The sequence below is a fragment of the Streptomyces sp. NPDC006140 genome (genome assembly GCF_040628815.1).
Taxonomy (GTDB): domain Bacteria; phylum Actinomycetota; class Actinomycetes; order Streptomycetales; family Streptomycetaceae; genus Streptomyces.
On the sequence record NZ_JBEXTS010000001.1, the window covers coordinates 259,529 to 279,221 of the forward strand.

Annotated in this window: 26 protein-coding genes and 1 pseudogene; 5 read left to right on the forward strand and 22 right to left on the reverse strand. The window is 68.8% G+C overall.

Annotated features, from left to right (window positions below; all coding sequences use genetic code 11):
- Nucleotides 1-34: 34 nt before the first annotated feature.
- The 8 genes from ABZ386_RS01155 to ABZ386_RS01190 all read right to left on the reverse strand — a co-directional run bounded on the left by ABZ386_RS01155 (nt 35) and on the right by ABZ386_RS01190 (nt 6,241).
- Nucleotides 35-928 carry a cytochrome c biogenesis protein CcdA gene (locus ABZ386_RS01155; RefSeq protein WP_358962852.1) on the reverse strand — a complete coding sequence of 298 codons (894 nt, stop codon included), beginning with the start codon at nt 926-928 and terminating at the stop codon, nt 35-37.
- 7 nt (nt 929-935) lie between these two features.
- Nucleotides 936-1,520, reverse strand: a complete 585-nt coding sequence (locus ABZ386_RS01160; protein ID WP_358962855.1) for a redoxin family protein — start codon at nt 1,518-1,520, stop codon at nt 936-938.
- A gap of 87 nt (nt 1,521-1,607) precedes the next feature.
- Nucleotides 1,608-2,324: a Crp/Fnr family transcriptional regulator gene (locus ABZ386_RS01165; RefSeq protein WP_358962857.1), complete on the reverse strand. Its 717-nt coding sequence runs from the start codon at nt 2,322-2,324 to the stop codon at nt 1,608-1,610.
- 188 nt (nt 2,325-2,512) lie between these two features.
- Entirely contained in the window at nt 2,513-2,995 is a 483-nt protein-coding gene (locus ABZ386_RS01170; RefSeq protein WP_358962860.1) for a hypothetical protein, read from the reverse strand.
- Between the two features lie 84 nt (nt 2,996-3,079).
- Nucleotides 3,080-3,898 (reverse strand): methyltransferase domain-containing protein, encoded by an 819-nt coding sequence (locus tag ABZ386_RS01175; protein WP_358962863.1) that lies wholly within the window; start codon nt 3,896-3,898, stop codon nt 3,080-3,082.
- A complete protein-coding gene (locus ABZ386_RS01180) occupies nt 3,895-5,463 on the reverse strand; it encodes a radical SAM protein (protein ID WP_358962865.1) in 1,569 nt (522 codons plus the stop codon). The genes ABZ386_RS01175 and ABZ386_RS01180 overlap by 4 nt, the downstream gene beginning before the upstream one ends.
- A 30-nt stretch (nt 5,464-5,493) precedes the next feature.
- Nucleotides 5,494-5,802 carry a hypothetical protein gene (locus tag ABZ386_RS01185; protein WP_358962868.1) on the reverse strand — a complete coding sequence of 103 codons (309 nt, stop codon included), beginning with the start codon at nt 5,800-5,802 and terminating at the stop codon, nt 5,494-5,496.
- On the reverse strand, nt 5,786-6,241 hold the full coding sequence (locus tag ABZ386_RS01190; RefSeq protein WP_358962870.1) for a MauE/DoxX family redox-associated membrane protein: 456 nt from the start codon (nt 6,239-6,241) through the stop codon (nt 5,786-5,788). The genes ABZ386_RS01185 and ABZ386_RS01190 overlap by 17 nt, the downstream gene beginning before the upstream one ends.
- A gap of 144 nt (nt 6,242-6,385) precedes the next feature.
- Here ABZ386_RS01190 and ABZ386_RS01195 point away from each other — a divergent pair, with 144 nt between their 5' ends.
- The 3 genes from ABZ386_RS01195 to ABZ386_RS01205 are packed head-to-tail and all read left to right on the forward strand — an operon-like array spanning nt 6,386 to nt 9,533.
- Nucleotides 6,386-7,423: a DUF3179 domain-containing protein gene (locus tag ABZ386_RS01195; RefSeq protein ID WP_358962873.1), complete on the forward strand. Its 1,038-nt coding sequence runs from the start codon at nt 6,386-6,388 to the stop codon at nt 7,421-7,423.
- A complete protein-coding gene (locus ABZ386_RS01200) occupies nt 7,420-8,124 on the forward strand; it encodes a hypothetical protein (protein WP_358962876.1) in 705 nt (234 codons plus the stop codon). The genes ABZ386_RS01195 and ABZ386_RS01200 overlap by 4 nt, the downstream gene beginning before the upstream one ends.
- 38 nt (nt 8,125-8,162) lie before the next feature.
- Nucleotides 8,163-9,533 (forward strand): NAD(P)/FAD-dependent oxidoreductase, encoded by a 1,371-nt coding sequence (locus ABZ386_RS01205; protein ID WP_358962878.1) that lies wholly within the window; start codon nt 8,163-8,165, stop codon nt 9,531-9,533.
- A gap of 35 nt (nt 9,534-9,568) precedes the next feature.
- On the opposite strand, the gene ABZ386_RS01210 is transcribed toward ABZ386_RS01205, so the two are convergent.
- Nucleotides 9,569-10,138, reverse strand: a complete 570-nt coding sequence (locus ABZ386_RS01210) for an SRPBCC family protein (RefSeq protein ID WP_358962881.1) — start codon at nt 10,136-10,138, stop codon at nt 9,569-9,571.
- 144 nt (nt 10,139-10,282) lie between these two features.
- Here ABZ386_RS01210 and ABZ386_RS01215 point away from each other — a divergent pair, with 144 nt between their 5' ends.
- The gene (locus ABZ386_RS01215) at nt 10,283-10,954 is read left to right on the forward strand and encodes a CDP-alcohol phosphatidyltransferase family protein (RefSeq protein ID WP_358962883.1); all 672 of its coding nucleotides are present in this window, start codon (nt 10,283-10,285) and stop codon (nt 10,952-10,954) included.
- Between the two features lie 10 nt (nt 10,955-10,964).
- Here the strand turns inward: ABZ386_RS01215 and ABZ386_RS01220 are convergent, their stop codons facing one another.
- Together ABZ386_RS01220 and ABZ386_RS01225 are read right to left on the reverse strand one after the other, a co-directional pair.
- The gene (locus tag ABZ386_RS01220) at nt 10,965-11,288 is read right to left on the reverse strand and encodes a DUF427 domain-containing protein (RefSeq protein ID WP_358962886.1); all 324 of its coding nucleotides are present in this window, start codon (nt 11,286-11,288) and stop codon (nt 10,965-10,967) included.
- Nucleotides 11,289-11,374: 86 nt separating this feature from the next.
- Nucleotides 11,375-11,791: a heavy metal-responsive transcriptional regulator gene (locus ABZ386_RS01225; protein WP_358962889.1), complete on the reverse strand. Its 417-nt coding sequence runs from the start codon at nt 11,789-11,791 to the stop codon at nt 11,375-11,377.
- Between the two features lie 88 nt (nt 11,792-11,879).
- On the opposite strand from ABZ386_RS01225, the gene ABZ386_RS01230 reads away from it, so the two are divergent.
- Nucleotides 11,880-12,227 carry a hypothetical protein gene (locus ABZ386_RS01230; RefSeq protein ID WP_358962891.1) on the forward strand — a complete coding sequence of 116 codons (348 nt, stop codon included), beginning with the start codon at nt 11,880-11,882 and terminating at the stop codon, nt 12,225-12,227.
- Nucleotides 12,228-12,241: 14 nt separating this feature from the next.
- Here the strand turns inward: ABZ386_RS01230 and ABZ386_RS01235 are convergent.
- From ABZ386_RS01235 to ABZ386_RS01285, 11 genes and pseudogenes are all read right to left on the reverse strand, one after another.
- Nucleotides 12,242-12,601: pseudogene (locus ABZ386_RS01235) on the reverse strand (MerR family transcriptional regulator); the annotation flags it as partial.
- Nucleotides 12,496-12,786 (reverse strand): hypothetical protein, encoded by a 291-nt coding sequence (locus ABZ386_RS01240; protein ID WP_358963683.1) that lies wholly within the window; start codon nt 12,784-12,786, stop codon nt 12,496-12,498. The pseudogene ABZ386_RS01235 and the gene ABZ386_RS01240, both read right to left, overlap by 106 nt.
- 465 nt (nt 12,787-13,251) lie before the next feature.
- Complete coding sequence (locus ABZ386_RS01245) at nt 13,252-13,872, reverse strand: hypothetical protein (protein ID WP_358962893.1); 621 nt, start codon at nt 13,870-13,872, stop codon at nt 13,252-13,254.
- A gap of 35 nt (nt 13,873-13,907) precedes the next feature.
- A complete protein-coding gene (locus ABZ386_RS01250; RefSeq protein WP_358962896.1) occupies nt 13,908-14,264 on the reverse strand; it encodes a hypothetical protein in 357 nt (118 codons plus the stop codon).
- Between the two features lie 131 nt (nt 14,265-14,395).
- Nucleotides 14,396-14,974, reverse strand: a complete 579-nt coding sequence (locus tag ABZ386_RS01255; RefSeq protein ID WP_358962899.1) for a class I SAM-dependent methyltransferase — start codon at nt 14,972-14,974, stop codon at nt 14,396-14,398.
- Nucleotides 14,971-15,564, reverse strand: a complete 594-nt coding sequence (locus ABZ386_RS01260) for a DUF6624 domain-containing protein (RefSeq protein WP_358962902.1) — start codon at nt 15,562-15,564, stop codon at nt 14,971-14,973. Before ABZ386_RS01260 ends, ABZ386_RS01255 begins: the two co-directional genes overlap by 4 nt.
- 98 nt (nt 15,565-15,662) lie before the next feature.
- Nucleotides 15,663-16,634: a hypothetical protein gene (locus ABZ386_RS01265; RefSeq protein WP_358962904.1), complete on the reverse strand. Its 972-nt coding sequence runs from the start codon at nt 16,632-16,634 to the stop codon at nt 15,663-15,665.
- A 164-nt stretch (nt 16,635-16,798) separates the two neighbouring features.
- On the reverse strand, nt 16,799-18,010 hold the full coding sequence (locus ABZ386_RS01270; protein WP_358962906.1) for an acyl-CoA dehydrogenase family protein: 1,212 nt from the start codon (nt 18,008-18,010) through the stop codon (nt 16,799-16,801).
- A gap of 55 nt (nt 18,011-18,065) precedes the next feature.
- Nucleotides 18,066-18,689 carry a GAF domain-containing protein gene (locus ABZ386_RS01275; protein WP_358962908.1) on the reverse strand — a complete coding sequence of 208 codons (624 nt, stop codon included), beginning with the start codon at nt 18,687-18,689 and terminating at the stop codon, nt 18,066-18,068.
- Complete coding sequence (locus ABZ386_RS01280) at nt 18,676-19,323, reverse strand: ATP/GTP-binding protein (RefSeq protein ID WP_358962911.1); 648 nt, start codon at nt 19,321-19,323, stop codon at nt 18,676-18,678. Before ABZ386_RS01280 ends, ABZ386_RS01275 begins: the two co-directional genes overlap by 14 nt.
- Before the next feature lies 1 nt (nt 19,324).
- Nucleotides 19,325-19,681, reverse strand: a complete 357-nt coding sequence (locus tag ABZ386_RS01285) for a DUF742 domain-containing protein (RefSeq protein ID WP_358962913.1) — start codon at nt 19,679-19,681, stop codon at nt 19,325-19,327.
- Nucleotides 19,682-19,693 lie beyond the last annotated feature (12 nt).

The window sequence follows — 19,693 nt, forward strand, 5'->3', positions numbered from 1 at the left end:
CTGCTTCAGCCGAGCCCGCCCGTCCTGCTCCGGTTCAGGCCGGCCGTTTGGCTGCGGACGATGATTCGAGGCCGGTGCGGGGCTTCCGGCGGGTGCGCCTGTGCTGGCGGATCAGCAAGGCCGCGAGGAGCAGGACTGTGAAGACAACGGCGATCACGACCGGGCCGGCAGCGTCCAGGGCGTCGGCAACGGCGCGCTGGACGCTGCCCGCGGTATCGATGACTGGGTCCGCCGTGGCTGGGGCGTTCTGGGCGCGGATCTCGTACCAGCCGTAGTAGGCGACGTAGGTGCCGGCGAGGAGGAGCAGGCCGCCGCCGAGGCGCGGGACGATCCCACCGAGGCGGCGTAGGCGGGTCACGGCGGTGGCACGGGTGAGCGCGACGGTCAGGGAAGACGCTCCGACGATCAGCCCCATTCCGGCGGCGTAGGCGGCGAACAGGGCGATGCCCTCGCCGATGGAGCCGCTGCGGAAGGCGGAGACGACGATGGCGAGGAACGGGGCGATGGTGCAGCCGAGGGAGGCGGTGGCGTACGCCGCGCCGAACAGCGCCATCGAGGGCAGGGAGCGGGTCACTTTCGGTGCGCGCCGGAGTTTCGGAGCCAGCCTGGGCAGTTGGCGGCCCGTCAGGAGCCAGGCTCCGGCGGCGGCCATGAGCAGCCCGAACGCGATGGTGAACCAGGGCAGGTGCTGCTGCACTTGCCCGGCGACGGGCTGGACAGCGAGTCCGAAGACGGCGAAGAGGGCGGCGAATCCGGCGGTCATGGCGGCGGTGGCCGTCAGCGCGCGGCCGACGGCGACGGTGCGGCTGGGGGTGTCGTCGCCGAGGACGAGCAGGGACAGGTAGGCGGGGAGCAGGGCGAAGCCGCAGGGGTTGACGGCGGCGAGCATCCCGGCGCCGAGCGCGAGGGCGAGGGGAAGATCGGCCATGGCGGGTTCAGCCGGTGAGCCCGGCGACCTTGTCGGCCAGCCCTTTGCCGCCGGGCAGGACGCCTTCGTAGACGGTCTCTCCGGTCTTGTCGAGGATCACGTAGTGGCTCTGCTGGGTGATCTCGAACCGCTTCCACACCTCGCCCTTCTCGTCGGACAGGTGAGGGAAGGAGCCGGTGTCCGTGTCTGCGACGAAGTCGTGCATAGCGGCGTTCTTGTCGAGGCCGGCGACACCGACGACGTTCACCTTGCCCGCGTTGTCGGTGGCGACCTTGGCGGTCTCGGCGGCTTGGCCCTTGCACGTGGGGCACCACGGTGCCCAGAACCACAGCACGGTGGGCTTGCCCGCGAGCGTTTTCGCGTCGAACGGTTTGCCGTCCACCGTGGTCGCGGTGAAGTTCAGCGCCTCGGGCACCTTCGCCCCGTCCGCCCCGCTCCCGTTCGAGGCGGCGGGCGGCTGAGCGGGGGGTGACGCCTCCGTCGCTGATGCACCCGTGTCACTGGCGGAGGCGGCGCCTTCGCTGGAGCCGCATCCGGTGAGCGTGAGGAGGGCGGCGGCCAGGATGGCCGGGAGAAGGGTGCGGGCGCGCAAGGAGGCTCCTATAGGTCGGTCTTGGTGGCGAAGGTAGTTGTGGCGGCTCGGGTGGGCAGCAAGCCAGGCCCTTACGGTTTGGTGACGTCAGCCCGCGGCGTCCTTGAGCCGTTCGGGGTCGAGAACGGTGATGCGCCCGCGGGCCAGGCGGAGCAGGCCGTGGTCGGCGTAGTCGCGCAGCACTTTGGTGCAGGTCTCGCGGGAGGTGCCGGCGAGGGCGGCGAGCTGTTCGTGGGTGAGGGCGATCTGGGGATGGCGTCCGACCGGCCGCAGCGGGCCGGCGGGGGGCTGGGCGGTGGTCAGGGTGGTGAGCGTGGTGGCGATGCGCTGGGCGACGGTTTTGAACACGCTGTCGGACAGTCGCTGTTCGAGGTCGGCCAGGCGGCGGCCGAGGATCGCGGTGATCCGGGCGGCGATCCGGGCGTCCGACAGCAGGAACTTGTGTACGTCTGCGCGGCTCATTACGCACACGACGGTGTCGTCGAGGGCTTCGGCGTAGTTGTCGTACATGTGCTGTCCGAGCAGGACCATCTCGCCGAAGATGGTGCCCGGTGAGATGATCGCGGTGGTCAGCGCACGTCCGTCGGCGGAAACCCGGAAGACGCGGACCCGGCCCTTCTTGAGGATGAACAGCACCTCGGAGGGCTGAGTGGGCGAGTAGAGGATCTCGCCCGCGTGGTAGGTCTTCATCGGCGCCGCGGCGGCGATGGCTTCCATCTCCTGCTCGGACAGGTCGCAGAAGATGTCGACCTCGGCCAGGCACCAGGTCCGCTCGGCGTCGTCGTCCGATGCGGCGTGGTTCATGGTGTGCGTCTCCTCGCGTCGTCCCGGGGCCCATGGCGGGGGCGCGGCGCCCCACGCCGGGCTGGCCAGCGCCTCGGCGCCGCTGGCCAGACAGTAGGGCACCGCACCGCCGTCGATGGCTATGTGGCGCGGTGCCGCGCCCGGTGGTGGGGCGGTGGGGTCGGGTGTTGACGGGGGAGCCTCGCGGTTCATCGAGCCGGGCCGGTGTGCTTGCCCATCGCCTGGGCGATGCACGCGAACGCCGCTCCGGCGAGCAGGCCGAAGACGAGGTGGGCGCCGAGGCTCGAGGCGGTGACGTCGTTCCACTCGAAGATGGGCATGCCCATGTTGGCGGGCATGATCCACAGTGCGCCGACGGTCCACCACACCGCGCCGTAGGCGAGGCCGAGGACGACGGCGGGGGCGATGCGCTCGGCGAACTGCCCCAGCACCACGCCGAACGTGATGCCGGCGAAGGTGGCGATGGCCAGGTGGATCAGCCATCCGGCGAAGGCGTTGGTGGAGCCGAGGAGACCGGCGACCATGGTGATCATGGCGGTGTCCATCATCGGACGGGACACCGACATCCAGATGCCCATCCCGACTCCGCCGACCAGCCCGGCCGCGGCACCCCACAGCGCATGGACCGGGATCGCGGCGGTCTTGGGGGATGCCTGCACGGTGGTGGCCATGGTGATCGTCCTCCCTGTTGTGGGTTCTTTCCCCTCTCGTCGCCGACGCTAGGACGCAGGGCACATGCAGGTATGTGAGGGCGCTTACGTACCCGGCGGTAGACCGGTGGGCCGTCCAGGTGACTTCACTGCGGTAAGCAAGGCATAGCCGAGCACGCCGTCGGTGACGGCGTCGCGGGCCGCGTCCAATACGGCCGGAGCCGCGCCCAGATCCACGCCAGCGTCGGCCAGGCGGGCCGGGGCGGTGATGCGCAGCAGGCTCATCCGGGCCTGGATCTGGTCGATCATGCGGAGCATCGCCTCGTCGTGCCGCTCCGTGGTGACGATGCGAAGCCCGGCCGCGGCCAGGATCTCGGCGTATTCGTCCAAGGGGCGGGCGTCGGCGATGCAGGCGATGCGGGCGGTCAGTCCGCGCAGCTCGGGCGGAAGGCGGTCGATGTCGGCGGTGACGTCGGTGATGCCGAGGCGTCCGCCGGGTTTCAGGACGCGGGCGAACTCGGCTGCCGCACGTTCCTTGTTGGGGAAGGTGCACAGCGCGCACTCGCACACCACGGCGTCGAATACCCCGTCGTCGTAGGGCAGGTGCTCGGCGTCGCCAGTGGTGAAGACGGCCCGGTCGGCCAGCCCGGCGGCCTCGGCGGCGCCCTGGGCGAGCGCGGTGTTGGCCGGCGCGTAGTCGACGCCGTCCGCCCGAACCCCGTAGACGTCGGCGAGCAGGAGAGCGGTGGTGCCGCGGCCCGAGGCCACGTCCAGGACCCGTTTGACGGGGTCGAGCGCGAGACGGTCGGCGAGGCGCCGGGTCAGGGCGGTGCCGCCGGGGTGGTAGGAGTCCCCGAGCAGCAGGGCGACGATGTCCCTGGAGTAGGCGTCCGCGCAGCAGGACTTGATCTCCTCATTGGTCACGGCCGACGCTCCTCGCTGCCGGTACGGGTGGTCTTCGAGCCGTACGGGGTCGTCGTCAGCCGGCCCGCGAGGGGCAGCGCGTTCGGGGCGACCGGTGCGACGGGGACGCCGGACATCTCGGCGCGGACCTGTTCGCGGTAGCCGACGGAGTTGTACGCACAGAACGGGATGAGCCGCCCGTCGGGGGTGATCTCCTCGACGCAGCACTTCATCAGCTGCTTGACGTTGAGGGTGTAGGGGTCCTGGAAGTCCTGCACGACGATCATGAACGCCTTGTCGTTCAGATGCTTGACCGTCTCGGGCAGGTCGATGCCACACGCGTCAGCGCAGTCCAGGGCCTCCGCGGTCGCACGGAGCTTCTCCTCGGTCGTGGCGGTACCCATGAACGCGGAGGCGGACCAGAGCTTTTCGAGCGCCTCGCGGATGCCGTCGTCGGGCATGACGCGGTTGGTGACGTAGTCGAGGTAGTCCTCGACGTTCAGCAGCCGCGGGATCGGCACCACGGTGTGGTTGCCCGGCTCGCCGTCCACCAGCAGGTAGGTAATGGAGCGGCAGGTCGGGAAGCAGCACGGTACGGGGAAGAAGTCGCCTTTCTGGAACCAGCCGGGCCGCTGCTCGTTGATCAGCCGGATGACGTCGGGGTTGGTGAGCCGGTTCAGTGGGTCGAACTCCACATGCCGGCCGGAGTGGGTGACCGGCTGGAACGCCACGGACCTTACGGCGGGGTGGTCGATGCCGTACTCGATGATCGCGCCGAGTTCGTGTTCGTTCAGGCCCTGCTCGACGGCGGCGACGAGGGTGACGGTGAGCCCGGCCTCGGCGCAGTTGTCCAGCGCCCGCTGTTTGAACGTGCGCAGGTCACGGCCGCGGATCTCCAGGTGGGTGCGCTCGTCGAAGCCGTCGAACTGGAGGTAGACGTTCACTGAGCGGCCCGGGATCTGGTTGCGTTTGCCGAGTTCGGCGACGAAGTTTTTGTCGGTGGCCAGGCGGATGCCGTTGGTGTTGAGGTTGACGTTTCTGATCGGGCGAGCCTGGGCCAGGTCGATGAAGTCGAGGATGTGCTTGTGGATGGTGGGCTCGCCGCCGGAGTACATGACCACCTCCGCCTCCCCCTCGGAGGCGACGAAGGCGTCCAGCATGGTCGCGCACTGCTCGTGGGTGATGGAGTAGCCGTCGCTCTGGTGGCCGGAGTCGGCGAAGCAGATCGGGCAGTCCAGGTTGCAGCCGGTGTTGACCTCGATGATCCCCAGGCAGGCGTGCTGCTTGTGCTCCGGGCACAGCCCGCAGTCCGACGGGCAGCCGTCCTTCACCTCGGTCTGGAAGGTGAGGGGGATCGTCCCGGGCTTGTTGAAGCGGGCCGAGGACAGGTACTCCTCGGCATCCCCGTACACCAGCGCCTCGAACTCGCCGTGCTCCGCGCAGCGTTTCCGCAGATACACCTTGTCCGCGCGGATGTTGACCTGCGCGTCAACGGGCGTCTTGCACAGAGGGCAGATTGACTTGGTGAACTCCACGAACACCTCGTCGCGGTCCACCTTGTGCTTCGGTGCTGGCGCCTGGGTCATCGAAGAACTCCTCTTTCTTGGAATCGCCGTTCAGCGGACGTCGCTGCTGGGGTCGGCTTCTTCGTGTGGCTGTGGCTGTGCTGGGACGGTCGGGCAGCAGTCGTCCGGTCCGGCGCCGCGGCGGCGTCGGGCCCGGCAGCGCAGGGCGTGGCCAGCGCCAGCGAGCAGCACCACCGCGCCCACGGTGACCAGCCACCCATTGGCCAGGGCCCCGCCGACGGCGCCAAGTGCCCCGCCGGCCACGAGCAGCGGGCCGGCACAGCACACCACCATCAACAGTGCGGCACCCACGGCCGCCGCCAGGGCGCCGAGCCCGGAATGTTCACGGGATTCGGACACTGCGGCTCGCCTCCTCCCGGTCACCGTGTGACGGGGCGGGCACCCGGCGGGCGGAGTGGATCAGCACGGCGGCGTACAGCAAGGTCAGTGCGTCCTGGAGCAGCACGAACCAGCTCAGTCGCTGCGTGAGGTAGATGCCGAAGCAGCCGCAGTTGGCCGCCGTCACGCCGCGGGCGTACGCCTGCGCGGCCAGCACCGTCCACATCGCCGACACGCCCGTGTACGCCCACACCGGGGCCATGGCCTTCGACCGGGGGCGGGCCAGGAACCAGATCCCGCACACCAGCTCGCTCACGATGAGAGCTGCGGCCAGCACGTTCGCCGCGGGACCGGTCACCAGCCCGTACGCGGACAGAATCCGCGGCATGTGCTCGAAGGAGGCGAGCTGACCGATGGCCATCGCCGTGTACAGCGTCCCGAGCACGATCCTGAGCACCATGATCCGACCGTAGGCCGCCACGGAGGGCGAGAACTGTAAGCGCGCTCACCGAACCGTCACCTCGCCCCGGGGCACGATCGAAGGTGCGAAGCGGTGTTCGCCCGCTGTGCGAGCTGGTGTCCCAGCGGTTTCGGGAGGTGCCAGGTGAACGGTCAACTGTCCCCCCGCCCGCCACGGCGGCAGGTGCTCAAGGGCGCGGGAGTGATCGGGGGCGTCGTCGTTCTGCTCGTGGGCGGCGGGGGTGTGATCGGCTGGCAGACCCTCTCGGAGCGGCCGTCGGGGTCAGTGACGGCGGTGCAGGCGGGCCAGGATCCGTCGTTGGAGGCGCTCGCTGAATCGGCTGTGTCCGGCGGGCCGGACAAGGATGGCATTCCCTCCGTCGACAAGCCCCGGTTCGTCATGGCGAACAAGGCCGGCTTCCTCGACGAGGACGATCCGATCTTCGGTCTGGAGTACCGCGGTGAGGTGAGGGCGTACCCGCAGCTGGTGCTGGTGTGGCACGAGATCGTCAACGACACCGTCGGCGGCGAACCGCTCGCGGTCACCTACTGCCCGCTGACCGGGACGGTCATCGGCTTCTCCGCCCCGCCCGGCGTCCAGGACCTGACGTTCGGCACCACCGGCAAGCTCGTCAACTCCAACCTGCTGATGTACGACCGGCAGACCGGCTCGCAGTGGCCGCAGTTGCTCGGTCAGGCGGTGAGCGGCCCGCTCAAGGGCACCCGGCTGGACACCGTCCCTTTGGTGTGGACGACGTGGAAGCAGTGGCGCGCCGCGCATCCCGACACGGCGGTGCTGTCCACCGACACGGGGGCGCTGCGCTCGTACGGCAGCGACCCGTACGGCTCCTACGAGTCCTATCCGGACTGCGGCGGCTACTACGCCGAGGGCAGTCCGATTTTCCCCGTGCTCGCCTCCAGCGACCGCTTCGCCGACAAGGACGTCGTGATCGGCGTGCGGGTCGGCAAGGAGCGGCTGGCCATCCGCAAGGACCTGGTGCGCACGCACCGGATCGTGCGAGCGGAGGTGGGTGGCACGCGGGTGGAGGCCCGCTGGGACGACCGACTCGGCACCGCCCGCGTCGTTCAGCAGGTCGGTGAACGGTGGGAGCCGGCGGACTTCCTCGACGCCATGTGGTTCGCCTGGTACGCGTTCTACCCCAACGCACAGGTGCGGACATGAGCAGCCCCCTGACCGCAGTCGCCAGGGCCGGCGACGCCTGGGACGCCGCCGCCGTCGCGCTCAAGGCCGCGCCGCGGCGGGTGCGTGCCGCCCTCGCCGTACGCCGCCACCGCAGGGCCGCGCTGATCGCCGCGAGCCTCACCCTGCTGGTGTACCTGCTCTCCATCGGAGACCTCGCCGTTTCTGCCTCCGGCCGGTTCACCGGCGCACCCGCGGTCCAGGCCGCTCCCGGGCAGCTGCTGGAGGTCCGCGCGCCGTATCTCTTCGAGCCGGTCCTCGCCTGGCACCCCACCAGCCATGTCGCGGTTCTCCTGAGTCCGGTCAACCTGCTGCTCGGCGCCGTCGTGGCGGCACTGGTCGGCTGCAACATCGCCGTGGCCGCCCATGCCGCCCAGCAGGTGGCCTCCTGTAGGCGCACCCGCTACGCCCGGCTGCTGGGCGTGCTTCCGGCGTTCCTGCTCGGCCTCGCCTGCTGCGTGCCCACGTTCCTGCTCGTCCTGGGAGCGAGTACCGCCGCCGCACTCCTGCCGGTCCTGATCCCACTGCGCCCGGTCTTCTACCCGCTCGCCCTGCTCATGCTGGCCGGCACGTTGACGTGGGGCACCTCGCGGACTGACCGATCCGGACGACGCACCCGCCACGCGGGTGACACCGGCGACGCGGCGGCACAGACACCCCCTGCCGTCCCGGATACGCAATGACCAGGACCCTCAAGCACAGTTGATCAAGGAGGCCCCTCATGGCTCGGGTACAGGAAGTCGATGTCGTGGTGATCGGCATGGGGGCCGGCGGTGAACATGCCGCCGAGCGGCTGGCCGAAGAAGGGCTGGACGTGGTCGGGGTGGAAGCGGAACTGGTCGGCGGGGAGTGCCCGTACTGGGCGTGCATCCCGAGCAAGATGATGATCCGCGCCGGCAATCTCCTCGCCGAGGCGGGGCGGGTGCCCGGCATGGCCGGAGAGTCCCAGGTGATTGCCGACTTCGCTCCGGTCGCCGCCCGGATCCGCGACGAGGCCACCGACGACTGGAACGACCAGGTGGCCGTCGACCGGTTCGCCCGCAAGGGCGGGCACTTCGTCCGCGGCCGTGCCCGCCTGGCCGGCCCCGGCCGTGTAGAGGCTGACGGCCAGGCGTTCGCCGCCCGGCGCGCGGTGGTGCTGGCCACCGGCAGCCACCCGCAGATCCCACCCGTCCCCGGCCTGGATGACGTGCCGTACTGGACGAACCGGCAAGCGGTCTCGGTCAAAGAGCCCCCGGCATCACTGCTCGTGCTCGGAGGCGGCGCCGTCGGCCTGGAACTGGCGCAGGCGTTCGCCCGCTTCGGCACCGCGGTGACCGTCGTGGAGGCGCTGGGGCAGCTGCTGTCGGCGGAAGAACCCGAAGCCGGAGCACTGCTGGCCGATGTACTCGAAGAGGAAGGCATCACCGTACGTACCGGAGCGCGCGCCACCGGAGTGCGCCACGCGAACGACACCTTCGCGCTCACCTTGGAAGGCGGGGAGGAGATCACCGCGCAGCGGCTGCTGGTGGCCACCGGACGCCGGCCCCAGCTGGCCGGACTCGGCCTGAAGACCGTCGGCCTCGATCCCGACGCACGTGCCCTGGCCGTCGACGGACACATGCGAGCCACCGAGGGGGTTTGGGGCGTCGGTGACGTCACCGGCCGTGGCCTGTTCACCCATGTGGCGATGTACCAGGCCGAGATCGCCGTCCGCAGCATCCTCGGCACGCCCGGACCGGACGCCGACTACCGGGCGCTGCCACGCGTCACCTTCACCGACCCCGAGGTCGGCTCCGTGGGCCTGAGCGAACAGGCCGCCCGCGAGGAGGGCCTTCGAGTACGGACGGGCACCGCGCGGATGCCGTCCTCAGCACGCGGATGGATCCACAAGGCCGGTAACAACGGCCTGATCAAACTCGTCGAGGACACCGACCGCGGCGTCCTGGTCGGGGCCACCTCCGTCGGCCCGGCGGGCGGTGAAGTCCTCTACGGGCTGGCCATCGCCATCCAGAACGCGATCCCTGTCCAGCGGCTCCGCCACATGATGTTCGCCTACCCCACCTTCCACCGCGCCGTGGAGGACGCCCTCAGTAACCTCGGCCATGACTGACCAGAACCCCGTGGCGCACCAGCACGGCGACCCGCTCACGGCAAGGCCGCGCGCCGCTCGGCCTCCTGCCGGACTGCTGCCAGGGACGCGGCGACGGTCGCCTCCCACCGTGGGGCGACCAGGCCACCCCACCACTGCCCCGCTCGCCACAGGTCGGTGGCGAGCTCACCCGCGTACACCAGTCGCGTACCGGGCCCGTCTTCGGTGAGCGTGAACGACTCGGTGACGGCGGGCACCGGTCCACGCACCAGGCGGAAATCGACCCGCTCCGGGTGGGTGAACCGCACCGTCTCCACCGTCGTCGCCGTCAGCCGTCCGCCCGCGACCGGGGTGCGGTGCGCGGCGAGCACCATGTCCGAACCCCGCTCCAGCACCAGCACCTTCTCCCGCATCGCCCGCGTGGCCCGCCCCAGATACGGCTGGGCGATGACATCGAACACCAGCTCCCGTGGGGCCGCGACGTCGACCGTCTGAGACCCCAGTGGTCGGCTGCGCCGCCCGACCCCCACATCCACGGGAAGTGCCCCGGTCACCAGCCCCAAATACCCGGCCGCCGCTCCCACGCCCGCCACCGCCGTTGCCACCGCCGCGCCGATCCACACCATCGCCCCGACCTCCCACGCGCTTCCATCCCGTCTTCTGACCGACGCTAGGCCGGGTACTGCCGCCGATCAGTGAGCGCGCTCACCTTCAGCCGGCCGTGTCGGCCTCTACGCTCAGCACCATCGCCCTGTGGAGCTTGGAGGAGCGTGGAGTCCGTATCCGATCTGGCCGACAGCCGCGCCGCCACGAACATGCTGCTGGCCGAACTGCGTGCGGGGCACTTCGCCCCGGCTGCCGTCGTGCGCTTCCTCGGGCACGCTGCCCGCCGGTCACTGCGTCAGGCCGCCCGACGGCCGAGGGCGCTGGCCGAGGTCACCGTCCTGCACGGCGCCCTGTACGCGCTGGCCGCCGACAAGCGGCCTGGGCGGCGCTGGGTGACCGTCGGCTGGACGCTCGCCGTACTGCACCTAGGGATGCTGGAGCACCGTAACCGCCTGACCCCCGCGGACGCGTTGACGCTGCTGCGCGCCAATCTCCCGGCCCTGCCCGGCGGAGCCGGCCGCTTCTCCGGGGTGCTGGCGATCGGCCTCGATCTCGCCGACGGACGCCTCGCCCGCCATCAGGGCACGACCTCCCCCTTCGGCGAGTACGCCGACACCTTCGCCGACGCCGCCTACTGGATGTGGCTCACCCTGCGCCACGAACCCAGCCGCACCGTACGGGCCGCTGCGGTCGCCGCCTGGACGCTTCCCGTCGTCGCCGTCACCGGCCTCGCCCTGTACCGCGGCACCATGCCCGAGCGGCCACGCCCCGTCCTCCTGCGGCCGGCCGCCGCCCTCCAGACCGTCGTCGCGCTGCGCCACCTCACCCGCCGCTGAACCGCCCGTGCTACTTCTTGTCGGCGGCGGGCTGGTCCGGCGGCTCCGGTGTGCCCTCCACGCGTACGCCCTGCCAGAACGCCACATGGTCCTTGATCTTCCGGGCCAGTGGGCTGGGCTTGGGGTAGTACCAGGCAGCATCCGGATTCGTCAGCCCGTCGACCTCAAGGCTGTAGTACCGCGCCATCCCTTTCCAGAAGCACAGCGACCGGGTCCTGCTCGGCGTGAAGTACTCCCGGTGCAGCGACTCGGGCGGGAAGTAGTGATTGCCCTCGACGATCACCGTGCGCGGCGCCTCCGCGATCACCGTGCCGTTCCACACTGCACGCAGCATGGCCCTACTCCTCACCGTGAACGGGGACGGTATGCCCCGTGACCTTCACGCTAGGTGGGCCCGACCGGCCCCTTCAGTGATGGCGCTCACCGTCCACGAGAACTGTTCGCTCCTGCGAGGATGCGGCACACCTCGGCATCGGTGCAGTCGGCCGGATCGGTCACGGCGGCCCGCTCCGCCAGCCCTTGGAGGACCGCCTTCGTGGCCTGGAACTCGGCCAGGCGCCGGTCAATGTCCTCAAGGTGGCGGTCGACGAGTGCGGTGACGTGTGCGCAGGGCGACGCGCCGGCATCGCGCAGAGCGAGCACGGAGCGGATCTCGGCCAGGCTCAGCCCCGCTCCCTGGGCGTCGCGGATGAACGCAAGCCGCTGCACGGTCTGCTCCGGATAGTCGCGATAGCCGCCCGCCGTACGCGGAGGCGCGGGCAGCAGCCCGGCCTGCTCGTAGAAGCGGAGGGTCTTCGCCGTCACCCCGCTGACGGCGGCGAGGTCACCGATGCGCATGCCTCCAGGCTAGCCCTTGACCTTCCAGCGCACTGGAAGGTCTACCGTCCAGATAAAGGCACAGCGCCAGATCTGGAAGGGGTCCGCCATGAACCAGCCGGGGACGACGACGCGTATCACTGTGCTGACCGTGCCCAACTGCCCGAACGCCCCGCTCATCCGCGAACGGATCGCCGACGCCCTCGAAGGCCGGACCGTCCCGGTGGAATGGATCGAGGTCAACGACGCGGACGAGGCCACCCGGCAGGGCATGACAGGTTCACCCACCCTCCTGCTGGACGGCATCGACCCGTTCGCCAACGAGGGCGCTGAGCCGAGCCTGTCCTGCCGGATCTACCGCCACCTCGACGGCACTATGGACGGTGCCCCTGCCGTCGCGGACCTGCGCCGTGCCCTGACTGCGAGCGGATTCTCCGAGACGAACGGGATGGGCTGAGGAGGCAGCTCGCCCTACGGGAGGATGGCCCCCTGGCTCCGCTCCACCCGCTCGCGCAGTGTCCGCGCGAACTCCTCGGCCCGCGCCAGCTGAACGCGCAGCTTGGCCACCTGCTCGGTGGCCTCCTGCTCGTATCCGCAGACACGGTCCATCAGGGCGTCCCGCTCCTCCGGCGTGAGCTGATCACCGTCAAGGCGGTCGGTGGCGTCCGGCAGGTCGCGCATCTGATCCAGAGTGAAGCCGAGGGGCTTCATGTGGCGGATGACCATCAGGCGGGCGACGTCGGACTCGGTGCAGAGGCGGAAGCCGCCCTGGGAGCGGGGAAGGATGACGAGGCCGGTCTTGTCGGTGCCAGACCGGACAGTTCGTGCTGAAGGGCGGGGGTGGCGACCGGCGTGATCAGCTCCGGGTAGCGGTTCAGGATCTCGCGCACGCGAGCGAAGTAGTTGAGCACCCGGACCTCCTGGTCCGGAAGCCACAGCACATGCGGCAAGATCCGGTCCTCCTGCGGCGCATCAAGCAGAGCCCACAGGCGCTCTGGGCTCAGGAACCTTCTCACCGGCTGCCCCTTCAGTTGTGATCGCTGCGGGGTCGAGGACGATCCACGGGATGAGGTGAGCGGTGTCTCCGTACGTCGCTCGGTTGCGGTCAGGCGCCGCGAGCTGGTTGGCGAAGGGGGCATCGGTTGCCTCACCATTGCGTGGATGGGTTGGTGCATGACGTCCTGGTCCGGCACCGCGTACTAGGCGGCCGACCAGGAGATCGAGATCCGGCTGTACTTCTTGTCGATGATCCGATCGCCGGGAATCTGGTCATCAGGGGTGCCGGCTGGGTAGGCAGGGCCTCCGTCCTTCTCGGCTGCGCGCGCCGAGGGCTCGGGCCCAATCAGAGATGACCGAGACCGCGTCATCGGCGTCTCGGCGCCGACCGCAGGTGCCGCCCTGCCGCTCGATGGCCCGGGCTGGTACCTCTGGGCCACCGAGCGAAGCGCGAGGCAGGTGAGAGCGCCGCGCAGGTCATTCCGTCATGGTCTTGCTGCTCCGTGGCTCTCTTCTCGCTGCATTTCGATTGGCTTGTCGGTGACGGCAAACAGCAGATGCACCGAATAGCCCGGAGGGTCGGGAGTGCTCACTTCGTGCTTCACGCCTCGTGGCAGGATCAGTACGTCTCCAACCCGGGTGACAGTCTCGACCGGTACGCCGTTCGACTCTGGCCACATCAACCAGCGTTTGACGCCTCGCATTTGAGCGATAACGCCGAGCCATTCGTCATCATGCGCACCGAGGTTGCGGTCGGCGGCCTGGGATTCGTACGCGGCGCAGACCACTTGGCGGCGCAGCATTCCCGCCAGGCGTAGCGCCACCAGACTGAACCAGCCATCGCTGCGGACGTTCAGGCTTTCGTAGATGCGTGTCCGCGGTCGGTCCTGGTAGGCGCGAGTGACTGCGTCTTCGTGGGATTCACGGTGGAAGGCCGTGTCGTCGGCCAGCGCAACCGTCTGATTGGCCGCCTTTCCCGCGCCCAGGGGTAGGTGGAGGTCGCTGATCCAAGTCGGCTCGAATACCCGCGGGACGTGCACTGGTCGTTCCGATGCGAGTCTGGGCCAGATTGCCGGCCCCAGACCTGCGAGGAAGCTGGATGCCATTGTTTGATGCGTACGAGCGTCCATGGTGGGCTGATTCAAGGCACCATCAGGTGGCCCTTGGAGCCGTCCGGCCTTGTTGTCTTGAGGTAGGTCGTGGCGCGCTGGCTTGTTGAGTAGTTTCCGAACGCCTCGTCAGAGGGGTCGATGACCTGTGTCGCGTGGATCGTGTCTCCAAGGTGGAGCTCCGTCAGGCGGCGCGGGTGGATTTCCACCATGCGCTTTTCGGGGTTCACCACTTGGACGAGGACTTCATCCTCGGCGACGTCCAGTTGCGGCGGGGCGAACATGATCCGGAAGTCACGTCCGATTTCATGCTGCTTCAGCACGTCATTCAGCTGCCGCATGAGTTCCGCCTGTTGCTCCACCAGCGTTCCGGAGGCGAGCACCGTCACCTGATTCTCCCTTTGTGCGTAATTTCCTGATACTTGCGTGGCCCGGTGCGAGATGTTGTTCCGCTGTTCGCGCCGGGAGTTTGTGCGCTTAGGCTCCCGGGAGTGGCGTCGGCCGGAAGCCCAAGCGGGGTCTACGTCGCCGTGGTACGGAGGGCCAGGCAGGCGAGCGGACCGCGCAGGTCGTAGCGCACGGTCTGCGCCCACCCGGAGCTGAGGGCGTCGATCTCCCGCTCGGTCGTTCCTCCGGGTTGCTCGGCATGCTCATCAACGACGGGAACCACGGCGTACATCTGGCCTCCGGGACTGAGCCAGAGGTCGCGGACGCGTCGCATCGAGGCGGCCGGGTCACGAAGGCAGGGCAGGACCAGGCGACAGGCCACGCGATCGATGCCATGTGACGGCAGACCAGGTGGGTCGCCCCGGTTGAGGTCGTGACGCAAGTAGCGGACGCCGGGCAACGGCGTTCGGCGGGCGGCGATCAGGGCGGGGGCGGAGTAGTCGAGTCCGGTGACGTCATAGCCGAAGCGGAAGAGCTGACGGGAGAACACGCCACTGCCGCAGCCGGCGTCCACGGCTACGTGACCGCGCCGTACGGGGAATTGCCGGACGAAGTGCTCCAGCTCCACAACGGTGAGCATGTGATAGCTGCGGCTTTCCGCTGTCCAGGCATTCCACGTGGTGCTGGCGGGACTGGTGATGGTCATCGTCATGCCGCGCTCCTGAGCAGAGCAGCTCGCGTCGGCTCGCCGTCGCGACCGGACTGCTCGGTTTTCGGTTCACGGTGGTGGCGCTGCCGCAGGGCTTCATGAACAGCGGCGTGCGGGGGCAGGCCGACACTGGCGCGCCGTGCATCCAGGTTCTCCGGGTCCTGGGTCGGCAACATCTCTACGCCGGGCAGCCCGCGGCGATGCTGTGTGCCGTAGATCTGGGGCTGTCCCGCGTTGATGGCGCACCGGTCACGAAGGTGCGCCCACTGCCGGATCGGGGCCTCACCCCGTTCAACGGCATTGGCCAACATGCGCAGCGCCGCCCGCTGGAAGTCCGGAAGGTGATCGGCGTGCAAGGCGAGCTGCCACGCTGCCTCCGCGCCTTCCTCACCGACCAGGCTCCTGCCAGGCCATCCGTGTTCAGCAACGATCCGCCGGAGCACCTGGGCATCGGCGTGGTCGATATGACATCCCATGTCGATCTCGGACCGGCTCAGCAGTCCGCGGAGCAGCTTGGAGCGGTGCGTCGTTGCTCTCTGGGCCCGGCTGAGCAGTTCGCGGGCAAGGTCGGGCCGCTGCGGTTGCGTGGTCATGGTCAGACTCCGATCGGCGCCGTGAGAACGTTTTCAATGGTTGTCGCCTGCGCTGGGCGGACCCGGCGAGGTTCGTGGGTCTGGAAATGGCATGACCGTTATCTGGGTGGCGCCTCCGTGCCGACCAGACGTGTGGGCAGGGCAATGTCCGGGATTTGCAGCCGGTTCATGGCGGCGCGGAGGGCCACGGCGACATACGCGTGTGCTTCGGAGTCCTGTAGCCGGATCGCGTTCCGTAGATCCTCTACGGTCGCGACGACGGCGAAGTCGTTCAGCAGGCGCTGTTCCAGCTGGTTGAAGGGTCGGCCGTATCCCCTGGTGAAGGCGGCCCGGAGCTGAGGACGGTCGGCCCAGAGCAGCGACGGCCGGGCGAAGTCCAGGGAAGCGGCCATCATTTGGGAGCGTCTGAAACCGGTGAGGACCAGGGTCCGCTGTGCCCGCTGCCATCGCCAGCATGAGGAGCCGAACGAGCCATGGCAGAAGGCACTGGGTAACTGAGGGGCACGCTCGCGCACGACGTCCAGGCGGCGGCGGATGACCGTGCGCTGCCCGTCGAGTATCGAGGAATCGATTTGATCCAGCAGGCGGTCGACGTAATCGATGTAGAGCACGGTGTTCCGGACGGCTTGGGCATGCCTGTCGCCGACTCGGACCGCGCTGTCGTGCAGGCTGCGCAGCAGCTGTCCGGCCTGTTCATGGACAGGTGCCATCAAGTGCAGGCCCCTTTCCGGAGCGTCGTCCACCCGCTCGCCGCGTGGCTCCAACGTCAGCAGCGCCCGCAACCTGGGTTCGAAGCCGAGCAGACGCGGTGCGCGTCCGGCGCCGAGGTGAGGGATGGCGTTCCGGTGCGCGTACACCTCTCGCTGGAAGTCGCCATGGGTCCGCAGAACGCGAAGCTCGATGATCCCTTCCGATGAGGACATGCGCCAGGAGCGGGCACCGGAGAGGTCGTTGGGCAGCGCCCAGGATAGGTGATTCCCCACACGGCCTCTGGCCCATGTGGCTATCTCCGCCGGGATAGGTGTCTGCATGTCCCTTCTCAATTCGTGGACGGAGTGCTGCTCAGACATGACGTAGTTGGTATGGGGGTCCGGTCGTCTGAAGCGCCGCCGCCGAAATTCCGCGTGCCGATCAGCTCCCTCAGGCCGTCGGCCGACTCCCAGTACGGCGTGGAGGGAGGTGCTCGCCATGAAGGTGCTCCATGTCGGTCCAGCAGGGGGCGGGAAGCGGGGGATCAGACAGGGGGCGTCTGGGAGGCGGTTTGCGCGAGGTAGCGTGCGGACCACTGGACACGGTCGGTGCCCCGGGCCACCTCGCTGAGCCGAAGGAGTTGGATGTCGTCCGGTCCGGCGGGGGCTGAGACGAGGTCGATGTCGCGGGAGAGACGGGAAATCTCGTAGTCGGCCCGGCCGCTGTATCCGCCATGGGTGTCCTTGCCTTCCTGGACAGAAGCCTTGGCCGCACGGCTGTTGACGAGCTTGCTGTTGACCAGTTCTGCGTCGCACGAAACGCCCTGATCCAGCAGGTGCGCCGCGTAGTAGACAGCGCCTTCGGCTGTCATCAGACGGGACTTCATTTCGGCGAGGTGCTGGCCGACGACCGGCAGGTCCGCCAGGACACCGTCGTATCGCGGGCGACCGGCGAGGAAGTCGGTGGTCACATCCAGCACGCGGCGATGCAGCCCGAGCGCGACTGCCGCGAGGTTGGGGCGGCCACAGACGGTGGAGGCGGTGTAGGCGATGTCAAGGCCGTCCCCCACCTCGCCTAGCAACGCGCTCGCGGGTACACGGACGTTGCGCAGCCGCACATTGCCGGCGGTGAACCCGTGCAGACCTACCAGCGGTGGCTGGGTGACTTCGAGGCCGTCCCGGTCGGCTTCGACGAGGAAGGCCGACAAGCCCCGCGGGTCGCCGCGCTTGCCTGTGCGGACGATGACCACGTGGAGGTGGGCGATACCCGAGGCACCCACCCAGCATTTGTCGGCGTTGATGATCCAGTACTTGCCACTGCGGCGCGCTGTACTCGTCATGCCGAGGACATGACTGCCGTGTTCCGGTTCGGTGACCGCGATCGCCATGTACAGCGTTCCGGCGGCGATCTGGGGCAGCCATCGCTGCTTCTGCTCGACGCTGCCTCGGTACAGGAGGGCGAGGGTGGGGATAAGTGGGGCCTGCAGAATCGCACCTGCGGCTCCGCTGACGTAGGAGAGCTCATCGAGCAGGATGGTCTTGGCGACGTGCCCGGCGTGCAGGCCCCCGTGCTCGGTGCCGATGAATACGCCGAACCAGCCCCGCTCGCCCACGATGCGTGCGATGCCGTGGTCGGTGTGCGTTCCGGCGGCTTCCATGTCTGCGATGCGGGGTGCGACCTCTTCGCGGGCGACCTCCCGGCCTTGCTTGCGCAGGCTGCGATGGGCTTCGCTCAGATACACGTCGAGTGAAGACATCCTGGATTTCCCTTTCCTCGGGCCAACGGCCCTACTGCCTTGCCGTGGTGTGCGGTCAGCGCGGCGCGGTGAGCGGGTGCGGCGCTTGGGCAGAGAGCTCGTCGATCAGAGTCAGGGTCTGCTGCTGGTAGTGCTTGAGGAGGCTGACGCCGGAACGCCCCCAGGCGGTCACCCGGTCTCCGACCAGACAGATGGTTCCGATTCCCGTATCCGTCGACTGATGGATCAGGGGGCCGCCGAGGTAGGTGCGAGCACCGAGCTTGGCAACGGCGCCGTTGCCCGACCATCGGGGATAGTCGTAAATGTCTTCCAAAGGCAGCACTTTACGGCGGTCCAGGGTGTGGACGCACCACCCCTCGTTGCGGGGCATGAACCGCTGAACGGGCGGGATCTCGGTGGCGGCGGCCTGGCTTTCGCCGCCGCCTCGGCCGACGGGGACGTACATTCCGGCGAAGTACTGGTAGCCGTTCTTCATGATGTTGACCATGCTGTGGAACCCGGCCGGGTTCCTCACCAGGTCGGCCGCTTCGGCCGCCAGCGCCGAGGCGAGTGCGTCGAGCTGGGCAACCGGTTGGTCATCGACCAGGTTCAGGACCGGCAGCAAGCCCATACGCGTGTGGAGTTCACGGTCGGCCGGGACCAGGTCGTGGCGGCCGGAATCGTTGTCAAAGGTGGGCATTGGGCGTTTCTCCGAGGCAAACATCAGTGAGGGGCGGTCGAGTGGGCGAGTTTCGGGTGCGCTCGCGAACGTGCTCGATCAGCGAGATCAGCACCTGTCGCACGGACGCCTTCTGACGCGCGTCGCATGAGACGACTGGGATCTGCGGGTCGAGCTGGAGGGCCGCGCGGACTTCGTCTTCGGTGTAGAGGTGGGCTCCGTCGAAGCGGTTGATCGCCACGAGGAATGGCGTTCGGCGGCGTTCGAAGTACTCCACGGCCGCGAAGCAGTCCGCGAGCCGACGGGTGTCGGTGAGGACGACCGCGCCGATGGCTCCCTCGACCAGGTCGTCCCACATGAACCAGAAGCGGTCCTGGCCGGGAGTACCGAACAGCATCAGCTGGACATGGGCCCTTCCCCCGTACCGCAGCTCCCTCACCGTCCGGGAACTGAGCGGAATGGTGATGCGGCCGAAGTCCATGGCCACCGTGGTCTGCGTCTTCCGCTCAATGCCGACGAGGCTGTCCGTGCCGATCCCGGCGACGGTGAGAGTCTCCTCAGTCTTAAGCGGCTTGATCTCGCTGACCGCGCCGACCAGGGTTGTCTTGCCTGCGCCGAAGCCGCCAGAGACCACGACCTTGGCCGGGATCGTCAAGTCAGAGCTTGTGTAGTCCGGCAAGGACGTCCTCCAGTACTCGTGGATCGGTAACGGCCGTCTCGAAGCCGACCGGCATCGGCACCGTCAGATAGCGGTCGTCGAGGAGATCGGACAGCCAGATCTTGACGACCTGCATCGGCTTCCCGAGTGTGGCCGCGATCTCGGCGACTGAGCGTGGCCCGAAGCGACACAGGTCGAACACCTGCGCATAGTGGGTCTGCAGAGCGGTGGCGGGCGGCTCGCTGCTCGCCTGAACCAGGGACGCACGGTCAAGTTCGGGGTGAGTAGGGCTGACGCGTCCGTGGACCAGTGCATACGGCCGCACCGCGCCCAGGTCATCGTCGAGCCAGACCATGTCGTCGCCCGG